16 protein-coding genes and 1 pseudogene are annotated in these 17,395 nt (G+C 65.8%); 7 read left to right on the top strand and 10 right to left on the bottom strand.

Going from position 1 to position 17,395, the window contains the following annotated elements; all coding sequences use genetic code 11:
- Positions 1 to 19: 19 nt before the first annotated feature.
- A complete protein-coding gene (locus BN4251_RS00145; protein ID WP_140398346.1) occupies positions 20 to 550 on the bottom strand; it encodes a DUF5134 domain-containing protein in 531 nt (176 codons plus the stop codon).
- A 210-nt stretch (positions 551 to 760) separates the two neighbouring features.
- Here BN4251_RS00145 and BN4251_RS00140 point away from each other — a divergent pair, with 210 nt between their 5' ends.
- From BN4251_RS00140 to BN4251_RS00125, 4 genes are all read left to right on the top strand, one after another.
- Positions 761 to 1,147 carry a BlaI/MecI/CopY family transcriptional regulator gene (locus tag BN4251_RS00140; RefSeq protein WP_087483156.1) on the top strand — a complete coding sequence of 129 codons (387 nt, stop codon included), beginning with the start codon at positions 761 to 763 and terminating at the stop codon, positions 1,145 to 1,147.
- Positions 1,148 to 1,290: 143 nt separating this feature from the next.
- Positions 1,291 to 1,989 (top strand): M56 family metallopeptidase, encoded by a 699-nt coding sequence (locus BN4251_RS00135; protein WP_170931751.1) that lies wholly within the window; start codon positions 1,291 to 1,293, stop codon positions 1,987 to 1,989.
- Between the two features lie 78 nt (positions 1,990 to 2,067).
- Positions 2,068 to 3,996, top strand: coding sequence for a cytochrome c oxidase assembly protein (locus tag BN4251_RS00130; protein WP_212647566.1), 1,929 nt, complete (start codon positions 2,068 to 2,070; stop codon positions 3,994 to 3,996).
- Complete coding sequence (locus tag BN4251_RS00125; RefSeq protein ID WP_087483154.1) at positions 3,993 to 6,275, top strand: heavy metal translocating P-type ATPase; 2,283 nt, start codon at positions 3,993 to 3,995, stop codon at positions 6,273 to 6,275. Before BN4251_RS00130 ends, BN4251_RS00125 begins: the two co-directional genes overlap by 4 nt.
- Positions 6,276 to 6,362: 87 nt before the next feature.
- Here BN4251_RS00125 and BN4251_RS00120 read toward each other — a convergent pair.
- The 5 genes from BN4251_RS00120 to nrdI form a co-directional block, all read right to left on the bottom strand.
- Positions 6,363 to 7,621 (bottom strand): IS3 family transposase gene (locus BN4251_RS00120; protein ID WP_087483193.1). Its coding sequence is split into 2 segments (ribosomal slippage): positions 6,363 to 7,285 and positions 7,285 to 7,621, totalling 1,260 coding nucleotides; the frame shifts between segments, so codons are not numbered across the junction.
- Positions 7,587 to 8,978, bottom strand: a complete 1,392-nt coding sequence (locus tag BN4251_RS00115) for an alanine--tRNA ligase-related protein (protein WP_087483192.1) — start codon at positions 8,976 to 8,978, stop codon at positions 7,587 to 7,589. Before BN4251_RS00115 ends, BN4251_RS00120 begins: the two co-directional genes overlap by 35 nt.
- Before the next feature lie 322 nt (positions 8,979 to 9,300).
- On the bottom strand, positions 9,301 to 9,894 hold the full coding sequence (locus BN4251_RS00110) for an NADPH-dependent FMN reductase (protein ID WP_087483153.1): 594 nt from the start codon (positions 9,892 to 9,894) through the stop codon (positions 9,301 to 9,303).
- 47 nt (positions 9,895 to 9,941) lie between these two features.
- Positions 9,942 to 10,952, bottom strand: a complete 1,011-nt coding sequence (gene nrdF / locus BN4251_RS00105) for a class 1b ribonucleoside-diphosphate reductase subunit beta (protein ID WP_087483152.1) — start codon at positions 10,950 to 10,952, stop codon at positions 9,942 to 9,944.
- Positions 10,949 to 11,458: a class Ib ribonucleoside-diphosphate reductase assembly flavoprotein NrdI gene (gene nrdI, locus BN4251_RS00100; RefSeq protein WP_087483151.1), complete on the bottom strand. Its 510-nt coding sequence runs from the start codon at positions 11,456 to 11,458 to the stop codon at positions 10,949 to 10,951. Before nrdI ends, nrdF begins: the two co-directional genes overlap by 4 nt.
- Before the next feature lie 211 nt (positions 11,459 to 11,669).
- On the opposite strand from nrdI, the gene BN4251_RS00095 reads away from it, so the two are divergent.
- The 3 genes from BN4251_RS00095 to BN4251_RS00085 are packed head-to-tail and all read left to right on the top strand — an operon-like array spanning position 11,670 to position 14,244.
- Entirely contained in the window at positions 11,670 to 12,605 is a 936-nt protein-coding gene (locus BN4251_RS00095; RefSeq protein WP_087483150.1) for a metal ABC transporter substrate-binding protein, read from the top strand.
- Positions 12,602 to 13,345, top strand: a complete 744-nt coding sequence (locus BN4251_RS00090) for a metal ABC transporter ATP-binding protein (protein WP_087483149.1) — start codon at positions 12,602 to 12,604, stop codon at positions 13,343 to 13,345. Before BN4251_RS00095 ends, BN4251_RS00090 begins: the two co-directional genes overlap by 4 nt.
- Positions 13,342 to 14,244 carry a metal ABC transporter permease gene (locus BN4251_RS00085; RefSeq protein WP_087483148.1) on the top strand — a complete coding sequence of 301 codons (903 nt, stop codon included), beginning with the start codon at positions 13,342 to 13,344 and terminating at the stop codon, positions 14,242 to 14,244. Before BN4251_RS00090 ends, BN4251_RS00085 begins: the two co-directional genes overlap by 4 nt.
- On the opposite strand, the gene BN4251_RS00080 is transcribed toward BN4251_RS00085, so the two are convergent.
- The 4 genes and pseudogenes from BN4251_RS00080 to BN4251_RS00065 all read right to left on the bottom strand — a co-directional run bounded on the left by BN4251_RS00080 (position 14,220) and on the right by BN4251_RS00065 (position 17,305).
- The gene (locus BN4251_RS00080; protein WP_087483147.1) at positions 14,220 to 14,900 is read right to left on the bottom strand and encodes a metal-dependent transcriptional regulator; all 681 of its coding nucleotides are present in this window, start codon (positions 14,898 to 14,900) and stop codon (positions 14,220 to 14,222) included. The genes BN4251_RS00085 and BN4251_RS00080 overlap by 25 nt on opposite strands.
- Before the next feature lie 116 nt (positions 14,901 to 15,016).
- Positions 15,017 to 15,331: pseudogene (locus BN4251_RS00075) on the bottom strand (heavy metal translocating P-type ATPase); the annotation flags it as partial.
- Positions 15,332 to 15,796: 465 nt separating this feature from the next.
- Positions 15,797 to 16,759, bottom strand: coding sequence for a hypothetical protein (locus tag BN4251_RS00070; protein WP_087483146.1), 963 nt, complete (start codon positions 16,757 to 16,759; stop codon positions 15,797 to 15,799).
- Positions 16,760 to 16,765: 6 nt separating this feature from the next.
- The gene (locus BN4251_RS00065) at positions 16,766 to 17,305 is read right to left on the bottom strand and encodes a thermonuclease family protein (protein WP_087483145.1); all 540 of its coding nucleotides are present in this window, start codon (positions 17,303 to 17,305) and stop codon (positions 16,766 to 16,768) included.
- Positions 17,306 to 17,395: the final 90 nt, after the last annotated feature.

Raw genomic sequence — 17,395 nt, 5'->3', positions numbered from 1 at the left:
GAGGACGTCGGGGACTGGCTCACATGAGGGCGAGCATGAGCGCCATGCCCGCGGCCATGAGGAGGTGGCAGGCTGAGTGGGCGCGGTGCGCCGGATCGCGGAGAAGGCGCACGAGCCACCACACGGCGATCACGGCGCTGAGAACAACGGCGCCCCAGTTCACGGCCTCGACCCAGGCCGGAGTCGGCGTCATCTCCATCGCCATCTCGTCTCCGGTACCGCCGCCGTGGTGTCCGGCGTGCGCATCGACGGGCCCGCCCATGTCGTGGCCCATCAGCAGCGGCATCGCCAGCAGCATCCAGATCATCGCGGCGTTGAGCATCACGTGGCTGACCACTGCGACACGCTCACCCACGGCGTGGACGGTGGGGAGGCCGAGCAGCATCACAACACCAAAGAGCGCGAAGAGGGCGACCTGAATCCACGTCCCGGCCGTGCCGACTGGCCGCCACACCATCAGCAGCATCGCCAGGCTCATCACGAGATGGTTCACGTGCACTGCCGTCGCTATCGGCCCATTGTGGGAGTCGTGCACGGACTCGGTGGTCATTGCGGCGGGCACACGACGGCTCTGAGCGAGGTGCAGTGCGCAAAGTACGGCCGTTGCGAGGAAGATGGCGGTCAGCACGAAGGACCAGGGAGACTCAATCACAGTACTTAACTCTACACGTCGTAGAACTAGTAAGGCGCGGCGCGTCCACTGGACTGCGATACCGTGTGGCACGCTGCAGGCATACAGACAACAGGAAGCGGTGGGGTCATGGCGGGCGTGAGATCTCGGTCTGCCGGCGCGCTAGAGGCTCTGGTGATGCGCGCCTTATGGACCGCCGCCGCACCACTTAGTGCCAGCGCGATTCAGGCGACCTTCGATGATCCCGCACCCGCCCAGACCACGGTCCTGACGGTGCTGTCCCGGCTCGAGACGAAGGGGATGGTCACCCGACGAGCCCTTTCCCCCCGTCGAGTCACCTTCGAAGCAGCCGTCAGCAGTGCGCAGGCGCATGCCGCAGATATGGTCGAGGTGCTCGAGGACGCGCAGGACCGCAAGGATGCGCTGATGGCTTTCACGGACAACCTCTCTGAGGCCGACCTCGATCTGGTGATGGATGCGATCACCTCACGGCGCTCTCGCCGCGATCGACAATGATCTGGGCGATCGTCGGGCCTATGGTGGCAGGCCTCGCCGCCGTCCCGCTATCGGCGTGTCTTCTCACACGTGGGGGGTGGCAGATCCGTCGTCCACGTCGCGCGCTGATGGCGTGGGCTCTCGCCGGTGCACTGGGGTTAGTCGTGACGATCGTGGCCGTTCTCGTCGCGGCCGCGCTGTCGCTGTCGACGAGCTCTGCTGGCGCTCCGATCGAGGGGTTGGCCCTGACGCTCATCGCCTGGGCCGGGCTCGGAGGTCTTGGTATCGCGGGATCTCTTGCCCAGCCGGGTCGGGTCGATCTCGGCGAGGAAGATGGCGAACGGCCGAGCATCATTGAACTGCTCTCCCGTCGACGGACAGACTCCTGGCAGATGGGCGCCATCACCGTCGTGGAGATCGAGGACCCGCGCTATGTGGCCGTGGCCGTCCCGGGCGCGAGGCCATCGATCTTCGTCTCGCGCGCTGTCCGGCACGCGCTGCCGCCCTCATACCTGTCCGCTGTTCTCGCCCATGAGGCAGCGCATCTCAGACAGCACCACACGCTGCTGAGGAGGCTTGGAGCGTGGCACGCCGCATGCTTGCCCAAACGCTCCGGCCTGCGACGAGAGCTCGCTTCACGGATCACGCTGCTCACCGAGCTGGCTGCGGATGACGCTGCAGCCTCGAAGGTGGGTCCGGCCCACCTGCGGGAGGCCCTGGCCGCCCTCAACCGCCTTGCCCCCTCCCGTGAACTGGGAGTTCGTGCTGCTCGAGTCAGCGCGCTCCATCCGCAGGGCTGTGCGCCGGAAGCCTTGCCGTCTTCGCGCGCACTGAGCCGACAGCTGCGCCCCGAGCATCGCTGAGTCGCGCGCGGGAGACGTCCGCGACATCGCGACCTGGCTCTCCGAGACCCTTATTCGACATCTTGTAGAGTCGGCGTGGTGAAGCAAAGAGCAGGGGCCGTGGCGCTCGGTGCGCTCCTCCTCGCGGCGCTGCCCGCTGTGGTGGCGAGCCTGCTCGGCGGCCCCTCCCTGTACGAGGACATCCACCGAGGTTTCCCCGGGACGGGGACGGCCGTGACTTCTGCTGCGCTACGCGGCGCCGCCGATCTCGCGGCAGTGGTCTCCCTGGGCGCCGTCGTCGCGGTGCTGTTCCTGCATCCGCGCGGGAAGAGCGAGGCAGGTCGTCTGCGATTCGGCCCGGACCTGCGCCTCCTCACTTGGGCGTCGGGCGCCTGGACCGTGCTGGCGGCGGCGAACGTGATCGTCGCTGCACCCGAGTCCAACGGTGTCGAGCTGGGACGCCTCTTGGAGCCGGGGGCGTTCGGGCCGCTCTACATGTTCGGCTACATGCCCCGCGCGTGGACGGTGACCCTGATCGGAGCATTGGTCCTGTGGCTGTGCTCCTACTGGGGAACGCGCTGGACGACGCTGCTGCCGGGGCTGTGGGCGGGGATCGTCGGCGCGCTGGCGCCGGTGGTGGTGGGGCAGATCCTCGTCGGTCCGAACCATGACATCGGCGGGGATGCCGGCGCGCTCCAGACCATCGCGGCAGGAGTCCTCCTCGGACCGGTCCTGGTCACCGCCGCGGTGCGGCTGATCCGCACCGGGGAGCGGGGCCCTCTCGATGAGGGGCTCGTCCTCCGCGTCGGTCTGGTCGGGGCGGCTGTCGTGCTCGCGGCGGAGCTCGTGGTGACGTGGTTCAAGCTCGCGGGGAGCGATCCGTGGGAGAGCGTGACCGGCGTTCTGGCCCTGGTGCGTCTTGCTCTTCTGGCAGCGCTCGTGGTCTCTCTCGTGGTGATGCGTCGCAGGGGATCGCATCGGATGGCGGTCCCGGCCCTGCTGATCACCATGTGGGTGACTACCGGTGCGGCGATGACTCGCATTCCGCCGCCGCAGTACTTCGTGCCCACGAGCATCCCTGAGGTGTTCATGGGGTTCGAGGTCCCGGATCCCCCGACCTTCGCGACGCTGGTGAGCACAGGGAGGCTCAACCTGCTGTTCGCCGTCCTCGCGGTCGTCGGCATCGCGTCCTATCTTGCGATGGTGATCGTCCTGCGCCGCCGGGGCACGAGATGGCCCATCAGCCGCGTACTGCTGTGGTGTGGCGGCTGGCTGGTCGTCCTCGGGGCCACGAGCTCCGGGTTCGGAAAGTACTCCGCTCCCGACTTCGGCGTGCACATGGTGGTCCACATGAGCCTGTCGATGCTCGCTCCGATCCTCCTGGTCCAGGGCGGGGCGATCACGTTGATCCTGCGCACCGCGCGCGCGGATCGACGCCGGGCGGGCGTGCACTCGTGGGTGACGCAGGTCCTGCACTGGCGGCTGCTGCGGACCCTCTACCACCCGGCGGTCGTGTTCATCATCTTCATCGGCTCCTACTACGGCCTGTACTTCACCCCGCTGTTCGGCACGATGATGCGCTTCCACTGGGCCCACCAGCTGATGAACCTCCATTTCCTGGCCACGGGATACGCGTACTACAGCCTGATCATCGGCGTGGACCGTCCGCCGCGCCCGCTGCCCCACATCGGGAAGCTCGGCTACACCTTCGCCGCGATGCCCTTCCACGCCTTCTTCGGAGTGGCGATCTACTCCGCACCCACGCTGTTCGCCCAGACCTACTACGACTACCTCGCACTGCCCTGGGCGAACCTGTGGGAGTCGCAGAAGATGGCCGGCGCGGTGGCCTGGGCGGGCGGGGAGATCCCGCTGATCATCGCGATCGTCGCACTGTGCATCCAATGGGCACGCCAGGACGACAAGGAGGCCCGCCGACGGGATCGGCACCTCGACCGCGGCCTGGACACCGAGTTCGACGCCTACAACGACATGCTCAAGAGACTCTCGGACAGGGAGCGCACCCGATGAACCACACGCCCACCGCACAGGCCGCCCCGACGGCCCCCTCCCTGGAGGAGCGGTACACCTTCGACGTCTCCGGGATGACCTGCGCGGCATGCGCGAACCGCATCGAGCGGAAGCTGAACAAGCTCGACGGCGTCAGCGCCACCGTCAACTACGCCACCGAGCGCGCCGTCGTCGCGGGCATCGCCTCGCCGGCGCAGGCGGTCGACGTCATCCGCGGCGCCGGGTACGACGCTGCCGTGCACGACGACCAGGACGACGAGTGGTCGCGCCGCGCCAACGAGAACCGCATCGTGAGCCTGCGGCGCAGGCTCATCGCCGCAGCCCTGCTCACCGTTCCGCTGATGGACGTCACCATCGCCTTGGCGCTCGTGGAGCAGTGGCGTTTCCCCGGCTGGGAGCTGCTGTGCGTTCTCCTGGCGGTCCCCGTGGTCACGTGGGCGGCATGGCCCTTCCACCGGGCCGCCTGGAGGAACCTGCAGAACCGCTCCGTCAGCATGGACACCCTGGTCTCCATCGGCATCCTCACCTCGTTCGGCTGGGCCCTGGTCTCGATGCTCGCGGGCATCGACGCCGCCGACGGCGTGTGGCTCGGCATCGGAGAGGTCCCCGAGGGCGCCAACGCCCTGTACCTCGATGTCGCCGCGGGACTGACGACCTTCCAGCTCGCAGGCCGCTACTTCGAGACCCGTAGCCGGCGCCGCGCCGGCGACGTGCTCGGCGCGCTGTCCGCCCTCGGGGCACGGGAGGCCCGCCGTCGACGTGACGGGGTCGAGACGATTGTGCCGGTCGAGGAGCTCCGCACCGGGGACGTCGTGATCGTGCGCCCCGGCGAGACGATCGCCGTCGACGGCCGGATCATCGAGGGCACCGCCTCCCTCGACACCGGTGCGATGACCGGGGAATCCCTCCACCGCACCGTAGGACCGGGCGTCGAGGTCATAGGCGGCACCGTCTCCGCGGACGGGATCCTCGCCCTCGAGGCGACCCGGGTCGGTGCCCACACTCAGCTCGCACAGATGGCCGCCATCGCCGAGCAGGCGCAGATCCGCAAGGCCCAGGTCCAGCACCTCGTCGACGCCGTGGTGCGAGTCTTCGTGCCCGTCGTCCTCGTCCTCACCGTGCTCGTCGCGTGTGCCTGGCTCCTCTCCGGTGCAGACCTGTCCACTGCGGTGACCAACGGGATCAGCGTGCTGATCATCGCCTGCCCCTGCGCCCTCGGCCTCGCCACCCCCACCGCGCTGATGGTCGGCGTCGGACGCGGCGCGCTGCTCGGGGTCCTGGTCAAGGGCCAGGACGCTCTCGAAGCCAGCGGCAAGGTCACCACCGTCGTCCTGGACAAGACCGGAACCCTCACGATCGGCGCTCCGCGCGTCGTCGACATCCACCCCCACGGAGTCACAGCTGAGCAGCTGATGCGTCTGGCCGCGGGCGTCGAGGCGTCCTCCGAGCACGCCGTCGCCGAAGCGCTCCGCACCCACGCCGCGACCATGGTCGCCGACATCCCCGCCGCCACCGAGCACATCGTCTCCCCCGGTCACGGGATCAGCGCAACGATCGATGGTGAGATCATCGCCGTCGGAAGCCCCGCCTTCATGCACGAACTGGGCGCCCACCTCAGCGGGCCGATGGAGGAAGTCGTCAGCGAGGCCGAGCAGACAGGTCGCTCCACAGCGCTGGTCGCGCGAGGCGCCGAGGTCATCGGAGTGGTCACCCTCTCCGATGCGGTCAAGGAGGACGCCGCGGAGGCCGTCGCCGCACTGCACGGGCTCGGGCTGCGGACGGTGCTGCTCACAGGGGACACCCCGGCGGCTGCCGAGCGGGTCGCAGGCTCCCTCGGCATCCCGGACGTCCGTGCCGGCGTCTTGCCCGCCGAGAAGGTCGCCGTGATCGAACAGCTCCAGGCCGAGGGGCACCGCGTCGCCATGGTCGGCGACGGCATCAACGACGCACCCGCCCTCGCCGCCGCGGACCTCGGACTCGGAATCGTCACCGGCACCGACGTCGCCCTGAAGAGCGCTGACATCATCCTCGTCCGAGATGATCTCTACGCGATCGCGGACGCCATCACGCTCGCCCGCGCGACCAACCGCACCATCCGCACCAACCTGATCTGGGCCTTCGCCTACAACATCGCTGCCATCCCGATCGCCGCCGCCGGTCTGCTGAACCCTCTGATCGCCGCCGCTGCGATGTCCCTCTCCTCCGTCTTCGTCGTCCACAACAGCCTCCGACTCCAAAACATCCAGAGTCTCCGCCCAGACAGGCGACGGGACGCGTAACCAACTGGGGATCTGAACCACGGCCTAGCGACCCAAGGAACCTTCGTCACCAGGGCCCTACCCCCGGTTCGTGGACACGGGGGTTGTTTACGCTGCGAGCGCGAGCTTATCGGAGTAGGCGCGTTCGTAGGTGTTCGGGGGCTGATAGCGGCACCAGGAGTGGCGGCGCTTGGTGTTGTAGCGGGTCAACCAGCGGAACATCTTTCGACGGCAGGTTAGTTCGTCGGTGAAGCACGCAGCGTCGCGGAGGACTTCGCGCTTCGCTGTCGCGTTGAAGGACTCCGCCATTGCGTTGTCGGCGCTGGAAACGACAGCTCCCATCGACTGGGTCAGTCCGAGCTGGGCGCAGAGCTCGGCATAGGCCTTCGAGGTGTAGACCGGGCCGTGGTCGCTGTGGAAGATCGCGCCGGCCAGCGATCCGCGGGTCTCGGCAGCGGCCTTGAGCGCGTCGGCGACGAGGTCGGTGCGCATGTGATCGGTGATGGCCCAGCCCAGCAAGCGGCGGCTGTAGCAGTCGATCACGGTCGCGAGATATAGGTTGCCGCCCCCGCCGGCCTCGGACAGCGGCAGGTAGGTGATGTCGCCGACGTAGCGCTGGTTCGGTGCCTCGGCGGTGAAGTCCCGGCCCAGCAGGTCGGGGACTGCCTGGTCGGCTGGCTCCGGCACCGTCGTGCGATGCTGGCGCTTCTTGACGAACCCCGCGAGTCCAGCGGCCCGCATCACGCGGGCGACCCGCTTGTGGTTCACGCGGTCTTCGAGTGCGGCACCGTCGTTGAGCTCGGCCGTGATCCGCGGAACACCCTGAGCATCGTCCTCGCTGTGGATGACACGGATCCGCTCCAGCAGCTCCGCATCGTGGGCGGCTCTCTCGGCCCGTGCGGGGGCCCCGCTCTGCCAGGCGTAGTAGGAGGAACGCTCGATCTCGACGAGCTCGCACAGTCGCTTCACCGGGTAGGTGGCGGAATGGTCGGCGACGAACTGGAAGCGACTCACCAGCGCGTCTCCCCGGCGAAGTACTTCGCGGCCTTCTGGAGGATCTCCCGTTCCGTGGTGAGCTTGGTCGTCTCGGCTCTGAGCTGAGCGTTCTCTGCTTCCAGGCGGGCAACGCGCTGCTCGAGCGACTCATCAGGATCGACCGTGCTGGGCCTCGGCGCGGACCACAACGGACTGTCGGTCAGCGTGCCGTCGGCCGCGGTCTTCTTCCCACTCCCGTGGGTCTCCAGCCACTGCCGCAGCGCGCCTCGGACGATCCCGAGGTCCTCCGCGATACCGCGGAGAGTCGCTCCCGGAGTCGATTCGTACAGGTCTACCTTACAGAGTTGATCGAGATCGCGCGCGCTGCTTATGCATACCCCGCTCAAATTCTTCCCGCCAGTCCGAAGACAGTTCGTAACCGTGCTTGAGCACCTCCTCCACTGCTAGCTCGGAGGGGAACCCGAAGGTATCGTAGAGGGTAAAGATATCCTCTCCAGTCACCCCCGCGGGGCCTCGCCGATGCAATTCCCTCAGCCCCCTTCGGAGGGTTTGCCGAAAAACACGTTCTTCCTTTTCAAGTACCCTCACAATCGTCTCAGAGTTCTCGCTGACCTCCGGATAATCTCGGGCGTAGAGGGAGATGACTACCGGAACCGTAGCGGGCAGAGAGTACTCCCGAATGTCAAGGTCTTGCGCATAAATAATTGCCCGGCGGATGAGACGACGTAGGACATACCCTCGATCCTTGTTCGTCGGCCGCACGCCGTCCACGATCATGAAGACCGAAGCTCGTAGGTGGTCGGCGACAATACGCATACTAGCCATACATTGCCGGTAGGAGCGGCCACTGAGATTCTCCAAGTGCTCGATAATTGGGCGCAACAGACTAACCAGGAACACATCTGGGTTGTTGTTTGCAGCCGCCGCGATCCTTTCCAGGCCACCACCAAAGTCGACGTTTCGGTGAGCAAGCGGAGCGAAGCTTCCATCACGCCGCCGCTGGTACTGCATGAACACTTGATTTCCGATCTCCATAAACCGGCCACTTTCGCTAGCCGGATGCGGAAGACCATAGGACGGGTCATGGTGTTCGGGACCGAAATCGTAGAACACCTCGCTGTCCGGCCCGCATGGGTCACGAAGCGGGGTACCTGCCAGGCCCCTTCCGCGACTCCACCAGTTCTCTCCATCGCCATAGAAGAAAATTCTCTCGCCCGAACGAATTCCACGGACGTCCCCATCGGCCTGGCTGCCGACCACCGCGATCTGGGCGTCAATTGCATGCTCAGCGAAAACCCGCTGCCAGATCTGTGCGGCCTCCTCGTCTCGCGGGATGCCCGCTTGCTCATCACCGGCGAACGCGGTCACATACAACCGGCAAGGATCCAACCCGACGATGCGGGTAAGGAAGTCAAAGAACCAACGGATCTGTTCTTCCTTGTAATAGTCTCCGAGGCTCCAGTTTCCTAGCATTTCGAAGAAAGTGGTATGTCGATTGTCGCCGACTTCATCGATATCCTGCACGCGCACTGCCGGCTGACTGTTCGTCAACTTCGTCCCGGCCGGATGGGGCGCACCAAGCAGGTAGGGCATCAGCGGCTGCATCCCGCTACCGGTAAACAATGTGCCATCACCTTCTTTAGAGATGAGGCTGGCGCGGGGGAGAAGAGCGTGACCACGTTCCTGAAAATACTGAAAGTAGGCAGTCCGAATCTGACGTGCATCCATAAGCATAAACGTAGCTACCCTAGATAAGGCAAGAGGCGGGGGTTGGTGCAATGAGTAACCTCAAACTGCCGTTATATATAACGAACAGAGAGGAGCTTGAGTCGGTGTAAAAATAGGAGATTCTCTACAGCGAGGGCGGCACCAGGGAAACCAAGTCCATAATATCCGACAGGTGGCGAAACTGCGTCCGGCGAAGATGAGGCCTGCGGGCGCTGTGGATCCGTTGATAGTTTTCGGCGAACCTTTGCTCACCACGTTTTCTGACTACGAGCAGCAGGCTGGCAGCGTAGGTTCGTCTCCACAAGCTTTCGCAAGGTTTAGCCTAGCTAGGCCTGCCCCCTCGGTTAATGTCGCGGCGAGCGTCGACTAGCTCAATAAATCGGTGAACATAATCCCGAAGGAACTCAATAGTTTTTTCGGAAGTAATAGCCCCGCTCGCGCTGACCAAGGTCGGAGATTGGCCAATAAAAACTTCGGGCTGGCCGGGCATAGGCATGTCGAAGTAAGACAAGGCTAGCTTAAGATTTTTCTGCGAGCTATACCCTCCCATGCGCCCAACCGAATGGCTAATTATTCCCGCGGGCAGGTTCTTCCAAGCTACGTCATTATTGGGCTTAGAGCCAATGTCGATGGCGTTCTTTAGGCAAGCGGGGATGGTGCGGTTATTCTCTGGCGTAACGAACAGAACGCCTGCCGAAGCCTTGATATCGCGCCGAAACGTCGTATACTCCGGCGGAGTGGCTTTGTCGACCACTTCGGGGTCGTCATAATCGAAATCATAGAGCGGTAAATGACGAATTTCAAGGATGCGCGCGCTGTACCCGTCGGGGAAGTGCTTGATTGCGTTTAGCGCGATTTTGCGCGCGTAAGATTCACGACGCAAGCTGCCGACTATGACGGAGATGCTCTTACACAAGGGGAGGTGATCCTTACTTGAGGGTTTTTCGTGGGGCAATTCTTAGGTCAGAAGTCCCAGTCGTCGTCGCTGGTGTGCTCGGCCTTACCGATGACGTAGCTGGAGCCGGAACCGCTGAAGAAGTCATGGTTCTCGTCAGCGCCGGGGGCGAGGGCTGCGAGGATTTCGGGGCGGACCGCCGTCTCATCGGCGGTGAATCGTGCGGGGTAGCCGAGGTTCATGAGGGATTTGTTTGCGTTATAGCGCACGAAGCCAGCGACATCGTCCATAAGGCCGAGGGGTTCGTAGAGTTCGCCGGAGTAGTCGAGTTCGAGTTCATAGAGCTCCTCGAGCAGGGCGTACGTGAACTCCTCCATCTCGTCCCGGCGGTCGGGGTGCGCCTCGAGCCCTCGCTGGTACTTGTACCCCGAGTAGTAGCCGTGCACGGCCTTGTCGCGCAGGATTAGGCGAATCATGTCGGCGGTGTTGGTGAGCGTGGCGCGCACGGAGAAGTGCAGTGGCAGGTAGAAGCCGGCGTAGAGCAGCAGGCTGGAGAGCAGGGTGGAGGACACCTTCCGCTTGAGGGGGTCGGGTCCGTAGTAGTGGTGCAGCACCTTCTTGCATCGCGTCTGGAGCAGGTCGTTGCCAATCGCCCACTGGTAGGCCTCGTCGATCTCGCGGGTACTGGTCAGTGTTGAGAACACGGAAGAGTACGAGCGGGCGTGGACGGACTGCATGAAGGCGATGTTGGTGTAGACGGCTTCCTCGTGCTCGGTGCGGGCGTCCTGGATCTGGCAGATCTCTCCGACTGTGGCCTGCACGGTGTCGAGCATGGTGAGTCCGGTGAAGACTCGCATGGTGAGGGTGCGTTCATGAGGTGCTAGTGCTTGCCAGGCCTGGTGGTCGTTGGACAGGGGCACCTTCTCGGGCAGCCAGAAGTTCGAGGTTAGGCGGTTCCAGATCTCGAGGTCCTTCTCGTCGCTCACGCGGTTCCAGTTGATCGGCCGTAGCGGTGCGCTGGGGTCGTGCCGGTATCCCGGAGGCGTGATGGAGCCCTCTGCAGCTGTTGTGGCGGTCATGCTGTTCTCCTCTGTTCGTTGTTCATTTCGTTCGTCGCGGCTGTCCGTGACCAGAAGAGGTCGAGCCCTTCGTTCACGCGCTCAATGTCGCGCTGGGTGCCCAGGAGCTCGAAGCGATAGAGCTCCGGGACGCCGCACTTGCGCGAGATGACGGGGCCGGCGAGGCAGTAGTGCTCGCCGAAGTTGGTGTTGCCCGCGGTGATGACCCCGCGCAGCAGCGCGCGATTGACGGAATCGTTGAGGAAGGCGATGACCTGCTTCGGCACGGCCCCGGCCTGCTCGCCTCCGCCGTAGGTGGGAACCACCAGAACGAAGGGGCGACACACGCGGATCATCCCCTCGACACGGGGTCGGAGCGGGATCCGCACCGCAGGCCGCCCCAGCCTCTCCACGAAGCGCAGCGTGTTCTCGGAGACGCTCGAGAAGAACACGAGATCTGCTGACTCCTGTGGCGTCAGGTCACGTGTTCCGAGCTCCGGCGCTGCGCGCTCGATACCTGCCGTCATTGATCCCTCCTTAGCCGTCGTCACACCCACCCGACCTCGAACTACTAGATGTTGGGTCCGCACCCCATAGGGATGCCACATGTAGTGATATCAAGCCCGACGGCCGCCAAGTGTACGCCACGCCGGGTTTGGGACTTCGGCATGGCGAACCTTAGGATCTGACGGTCCGGAAGTGACCACGCCTGTGGTCATGAACGAAGAGAGGTCACCGATGCACGTGCAAGGGCGATGGAAGGCTGTGCTCGGCGCAGTCGTTGCGAGTGCGGCGCTGGTGCTCACCGGCTGCTCCGGTGGTGCCCGACAGGATCCTGCCGACGACGGAGAGAAGCCGGTGGTGTTGACGACGTTCACCGTGCTGGAGGACATCGCGGAGAATGTCGCGGGCGACCACCTCGTGGTCGAGTCGATCACGAAGCCTGGCGCGGAGATCCACGGGTACGAGCCGACGCCGGGAGACATCCGGAAGGCCTCGGATGCCGACCTGATCCTGGACAACGGCTTGAACCTGGAGGTGTGGTTCGGCCAGTTCGTCGAGGAAGTCGATGTGCCTCATGTCGTGGTCTCGGAGGGGATCGATCCCATCGACATCGCGGGGGACGCCTACGCGGGCAAGCCCAACCCGCACGCCTGGATGAGCCCGAAGAACGTGCAGGTCTACGTCGACAACATGGTCGCGGCGTTCAGCGATCTCGACCCGGAACACGCTGAGGACTACGAGAGGAACGGGGAGACCTACAAGCAGCAGCTCCAGCAGGTCCAAGATGACCTGACGGGCGAGCTCGAAAGTCTTCCGACCAGCCAGAGAGCGCTGGTGACCTGCGAGGGCGCATTCTCCTACCTCGCCCGAGATGCCGGGCTGACCGAGAAGTACATCTGGCCCGTCAACGCCGAGCAGCAGGCGACCCCGCAGCAGATCACCTCCGCGATCGAGTTCGTCGACGAGAACGAGGTCCCCGCCGTGTTCTGCGAGTCGACGGTCTCCGACGACCCCATGCAGCAGGTTGTGGGTGCTACGAATGCACGCTTCGGAGGAACGCTGTTCGTGGACTCGCTCTCCGAGGAAGGCGGCCCGGTGCCCACGTACCTGGATCTGATCCGCCACGATGCGGACACCATCACTGCGGGACTCACCGGAGAGGACTCATGACGACAGCGGCGATCGATGTCAAAGGTGTCACCGTCCGCTACGGCGATGTACTCGCCCTCGACGACGTATCTGTTGCGGTGCGGGCGGGTGCGGTGACGGGGCTGATCGGAATGAACGGCTCCGGAAAGTCCACCTTGTTCAAGGCGATCACCGGCATGGTCCGGCCTGACGCAGGCAGCGTCCTGCTGAATGGCGCGCAGCCGGCGCAGGCCAGGCGGCGAGGACTCGTCGGATACGTCCCCCAGAGCGAGGACGTCGACTGGGCTTTCCCCGTCTCCGTCCGAGACGTCGTGATGATGGGAAGGTACGGCCACCAGGGCGCCACGCGCCGAGTTCGCCCCGCTGACCGCATCGCTGTGGACGAAGCCTTGGAGAGGGTGGAGCTCACGGAGTACGCCGATCGACAGATCGGCCAGCTCTCCGGCGGGCAGAAGAAACGCGCCTTCGTCGCCCGCGGGATCGCCCAGGACGCACGGATCATGCTGCTGGATGAGCCCTTCGCCGGCGTGGACAAGCGCAGCGAAGCCACCATCGTCGATCTTCTCCGCGCACTCGCTGACGACGGCCGTACCGTCCTGGTCTCCACCCACGACCTCCATGCTCTGCCGCAGCTCGCCGACGACGCCGTGCTGCTGCTGCGAACCATCCTCTTCCACGGCCCGGTGAAAGAGGCCCTCACACCCGAGAGGCTCGCTCTCGCCTTCGGCCTGGACGTTCTGCAGCAGGAGGGCGCCGCATGACGCCGCTCGACTGGCTCCTCGAGCCGCTCTCCTACGACTTCATGACCCGTGCGCTCGTCACGACCGTGATCGCCGCCGTGGTGTGCGCGCTGCTGTCGTGCTGGCTGGTGCTCATCGGATGGTCGCTCATGGGGGACGCCGTCTCTCACGCCGTCCTCCCCGGAGTCGTCCTCGCTTACATCCTCGGGGTCCCGTTCGCGATCGGCGCGGTCGTGTTCGGGTTCCTGGCGGTCGGAATGATCGGGCTCGTCCGAGGGACAAGCCGCGTGAAGGAGGACGCCGCTATCGGCATCGTCTTCACCACTCTCTTTGCTCTCGGGCTGGTCCTGATCTCGGTCACGCCCAGCCAGACCGATCTCAACCACATCATCTTCGGCAACATCCTCGGCGTCTCCCGCGCAGATCTCGTCCAGATCGCGATCCTGGCAGCCGTGGCTCTTATCGCCCTGGTGTTCAAACGTCGCGACCTCACGCTCTATGCCTTCGACCCGACACACGCCCACGCCATCGGCCTGTCTCCCCGCTTCCTCGGTGCGCTGCTGCTGGGCCTACTGGCACTGACTGCAGTTGCCGCCCTCCAGGTCGTGGGAGTGGTGCTCGTCGTCGCGATGCTCATCATTCCCGGAGCGACGGCCTACCTGCTCACCGACCGCTTCGGGCGAATGCTCGTGATCGCGCCGGTCCTCTCGTCACTCTGTTCCGTGGTCGGGATCTACATCAGCTACTGGGTCGACGCCTCACCCGGTGGCCTCGTCGTCCTCACCCAGGGATGCGCCTTCGCACTCGTCTACCTCATCAGTCCGAAGCACGGTCTGCTCAGCAAAAAGGTCGGAGCTCGCCGGTATCGGCGCGAGAAGGCTCGCCGGCGTGAGGATCAGGTCGGATCCGCTGAGACGTAGAGGGCATCTGTCGCGGGCTGTCCCAGCAACGTTGGAGAGCCCGATTCTTCAGCACGGACTTCCAGCGCATCGGAGAACGGGGCCCCTGCCGCGACCACAAGCGTGGCCCCGACTCCGATGCCCTGAGACTCGAAGAACTGCAACATCGCCGGGTCCGAGTCCGAGATCCGCTCGACCACAAACCTGCCCTCCGCTCCGACGTCGGTGAGACGCCGCGCATCCGGCACGGTTACCGTCCCGTCCGCTGCAGGGATCGGATCGCCGTGCGGATCACGCCGGGGACGGCCCAGAGTCTCATCGATCCTCTCCACCATCAAGTCCGAGACGGCGTGCTCGAGCTGCTCGGCCTCCTCGTGGACCTCGTCCCACCGATACCCGAGCATCTCCACCAGGAACGTCTCGATCAGTCGATGGCGCCGCACCATCACCAGGGCGTACGCGCGACCGACCTCCGTCAGCTCGACCGAGCCGTACCTCGCGTGGGACAGCAGACCCTGCTCGGTCAGCTTCCGCACCGCGTCAGAGGCGGACGACGGGGCGACTCCGGCACGCTGCGCGATCAGCGTCAACGTCACCGGCTCATCACTCCACTCGGACAGTCCCCAGATCGCCTTCAGATAGTTCTGGGCACTTACGGACAGCTCATCGACCGACATCACACGAGGATAGCCTCGAAGAATCTACTTCGCCTCCGGTAACTTCGACTTTCGCAGGGCGGTTCCTCGTGCGCGAGGCATCGTCGCCAGTGCGATCGTGCGCTCGGTGCTCCGCCTCATCGGGTGGCGGTCGTCTCGCGCAGATCCTTCTCAACAGGATCGCGAGGGTGTCTGGTCGAGAGGCCCGGGCGGCGCGCGGCGCGCATGCCGTTGGCGATGACGACGACTTCGGCCGCCTCGTGCACGAGCACCACCGCTGCCAGGCCCAGCACACCGAACAGCGCCAGGGGGAACAGCACCACGATGATCGCCAGGGCCAGGACGATGTTCCCGGTCATGATCCGTCGACCCCGACGGGCGTGAGCCAGGGCGGCGGGAAGGTGGCGCAGGTCGGTCCCGGTGAAAGCGACATCGGCCGATTCCACCGCCGCCGGGGGAAAGCGCTGGGATGCGGGCCACGTCGAATACGTTACCTGGGCGTGGGCGGCGGGCGGTGCTGGGCAGCGGCTCATCCCCGCTAGGAGCGCCGACGCAGTGCAGGCATCCGGCCGGCACTCCCGGGCCTCCGCCCATGTGGTGCTGAATATGCCTAGTCGGGAAGGTCGCGGCTACCGGGCAGCACCCCCTGCACGAGGGCGGCCGCGGGCAGGAGCAGCAGCAGGGTGCTCCCGCAACCGTCGGCGCCGGCCACTTGGTCCGTGTAGCGGCAGCGAGTGCCGGGCCGGGGTCGCTTGATCGGGTCACGTTCAGTGAACTGACACATGGGTGATCCTTTCCGCCCCGCCAGCCGGACGCTTCGCGTCCGATCGACCGGAGGGACATAGCGCCCAGTGGGCGGGTCTCACCGGTATGTGTGCCGCACCCGCGGACTACGGCACCGAAAGGATCTGCGACCTCTAGGAGGAGGTCATCCGGATCGTCAGGGCTCGCGCGTAGGCTGGCGCGCCCACTCGGCGGGAGGAGGTGAGTCGGGAGATCGCGGAGGCGCTGGTCATGGCGGTGGCACTGGTGACGGCGATGCTCAATCTCGGCGCAGCTGTGCTGCGGCTGCTCGAGGCGGAGCGGGGTCGGACTCGTCGGGGTCGCGGCGGGCGACACCGGCAGTGAGTAGGCGGGAGGGGTCGGCGGGCGAGGCGGCCCCTCCCGTTGCTGCACTCGGACCACGTGGCCGGGTCGCGATTCGGGACGATGTAGAAGAGCTGTCGTCCGCGGGCCGGGGTAAATCCGTACCGCATGTACTGCTTGTGCAGCTTGGTGGTGTGCGCGCTGGCGGTGACGATCGCGTGAGGAGGTACGACGGTGCGCAGGAGGGCGTGAGCGAGCCGCGCTGCGGTGGGGTCGGTGCCGGGGAGCTGCGCGAGCATCATGAGGTCCCAACGCTCCCCGGCCGGGATCTTCTGTCGGTGCTGGCGCAGCTGCTTCCTCTCTTGTCGGTTGTGGCGGCTGCCGATCATCGCGTCGATGAGTAGCGCGACACAGAGCGTCGCGGCGAGGACGGTCGCCACCTCAAGTACGTTCCCTGGTTCGAGCCTCGCGGCGAGACTGAGGGGCACGCCGACGGCAACGAGGAACGCGATCACGGCGATACCTCCGGTGAGGTTGCGAAGGCTGCGGCTGGGCGCGGCGGCGACCATCCCGGTGCGGGACGGGTCGAGGTAGAGATTCCGGGGCACGGTGCTGTAGATCCCGATGAGTAGGAAGAACGGCGTGACGGCGAGGGCGTGCAGCTGTGCGAGGCGTCGGTAGTGGATGCGGCGGCCGACGCGGGACTCGTTGGTGAAGGCGCGCGAGAGGATCCACGCGGCGAGGGGGATGTCTCGCCATCGTGCGGGTCGGAGGCTTGGTGTGGGTGCCGTCATGGCTGATCACTTGCTCTGGTCGAGGTCGGGGCAGGTGCCCCATGAGCCGGCACCGGCGTCACGGGCTGTGGCGGTGGCTACCTCGTAGTCTGCCGTGCGCGCTGGTGCGGGTTCGTTCGAGGGTGCCCAGGCATAGGCGTAGCCGGCGGCGATGAGGGCGGCGCCGGCGTCGGTGCCGTCCTCGAGCTCGACGTAGCGCAGGAGTCGGCCGTAGCGGTCTTCGTCGTCGGCCTCGGGGTCGCTGACGAGTTCGACGGTGGTGCCTTCGGGAAGCAGCGTGCGCAGCTGCTCGGCGGCGGCCTCTCCCCCGCACTGGCCAGGCTCGTCGTCGTGCGGCACCTCGGGGGTGTTGATGCCGAGGAGGCGCACGCGCTGGCTGCTGCCGGCGGCGTCGGTGACCTCGATGGTGTCGCCGTCCAGGACGTAGTTGACGGCGGTGGTGTCCTGGGTGGGCTCGGTGGGGGTGCGGGGCGTGCAGGCGACTGTGAGAGCTGCGAGGGCGGCGACGGTGAGAAGCGCTCGGAGCGGGAGCGGGGTGGTGGCCATGTAAGGGCTCCTGGTCGAAGGGGACGTGTCGAGTGTGCCGGGGGCGGGCGGGGGGCGGGGGGGGGCCCCCCCCCCCCCGGGGGCCTGCGG

It is taken from the genome of Brachybacterium massiliense (assembly GCF_900184245.1).
GTDB classification, from domain to species: Bacteria; Actinomycetota; Actinomycetes; order Actinomycetales; family Dermabacteraceae; genus Brachybacterium; species Brachybacterium massiliense.
Note: the sequence above shows the minus strand (reverse complement) of the source record. Positions and strands in the feature narration are given on the sequence as shown.